Below are 1,237 nucleotides of genomic sequence, written 5' to 3' on the forward strand. Positions count from 1 at the left end.
GCGATCACCTTCTCGATGCCCACCTCGTGGGCGACGGCCTCGGCCACGGCCCGGTTGTCGCCGGTGAGCAGGATCGGCGTCAGCCCCAGGGCGCGCAGGGCGCGGACGGCCTCGGCGCTGGTGTCCTTCACCGCGTCCGCCACCGTCAGCACACCGCGCACCGTGCCGTTCCAGGCGACGGTGACGGCGGTGCGGCCGGCCGCCTCGGCGGCGGCGTGGGCCTCGGCGAGCGCACGGGGCGTCTCCAGGGCGTTCTCGGTCAGGAGCCTCTCCCGGCCGACGAGCACCTTGCGGCCGTCGACGGTGCCCTGAACGCCCAGGCCGGGCACGTTCTCGAAGTCCTCGACCCGCGGCAGCGTCCCCACGCGCTCCTGGGCGCCCGCCGCGATGGCCTGCGCGATGGGGTGTTCGGAGGCGTGTTCCAGGGCGCCGGCCAGCCGCAGCACCTCGGTCTCGTCCTCGCCCTCGGCGGCGTGCACGTCCTGGAGGGTCATCCGTCCGGTGGTGACGGTGCCGGTCTTGTCCAGCACGACGGTGTCCACCCGGCGGGTGGACTCCAGCACCTCGGGGCCCTTGATGAGGATGCCGAGCTGGGCGCCGCGGCCGGTGCCGACCAGCAGGGCGGTGGGGGTGGCCAGGCCCCACCAGTTTGGCCATGCGGGCGAGTTGGGTGTCGGCGCCGATCCGGGTAGCCTCCACGACCAGTCGTCCGCCGGCGTTGAGGGTGGCGCCGGTGACGGTGTCGCCCACCGTGACGTCCACCGGCACGGACTCGCCGGTGAGCATCGAGGCGTCCACGGCGGAGGAGCCGGCCACCACCCGGCCGTCGGTGGCGATCTTCTCGCCGGGACGGACCACGAAGCGGTCGCCGATCGCCAGCTCGGAGGTGGGGATCCGCTCCTCGCGGTCCCCCCGGAGCACGGTCACGTCCTTGGCGCCCAGCTCCAGCAGGGCGCGCAGGGCCGCGCCCGCGCTCCGCTTGGAGCGGGCCTCCAGCCAGCGGCCGAGCAGGATGAACGTGGTCACCCCGGCCGCGACCTCCAGGTAGAGGGCCGAGGAGGCGTCCGAGCGGGAGACGGTCAACTCGAAACCGTGCCGCATCCCGGGCATCCCGGCGTCACCGAGGAACAGCGCCCACAGCGACCAGCCGAAGGCGGCGAGCGTCCCCAGCGAGACCAGGGTGTCCATGGTGGCGGAGCCGTGCCGGAGGTTGGTGAGGGCCGCCTTGTGGAAGGGC

1 pseudogene is annotated in these 1,237 nt (G+C 74.3%); it reads right to left on the bottom strand.

Annotation, left to right across the window (positions count from 1 at the left end):
- A pseudogene (locus IF47_RS29940) lies at positions 1-1,237 on the bottom strand (HAD-IC family P-type ATPase); the annotation flags it as partial.

It is taken from the genome of Streptomyces megasporus (assembly GCF_000718985.1).
GTDB classification, from domain to species: Bacteria; Actinomycetota; Actinomycetes; order Streptomycetales; family Streptomycetaceae; genus Streptomyces; species Streptomyces megasporus.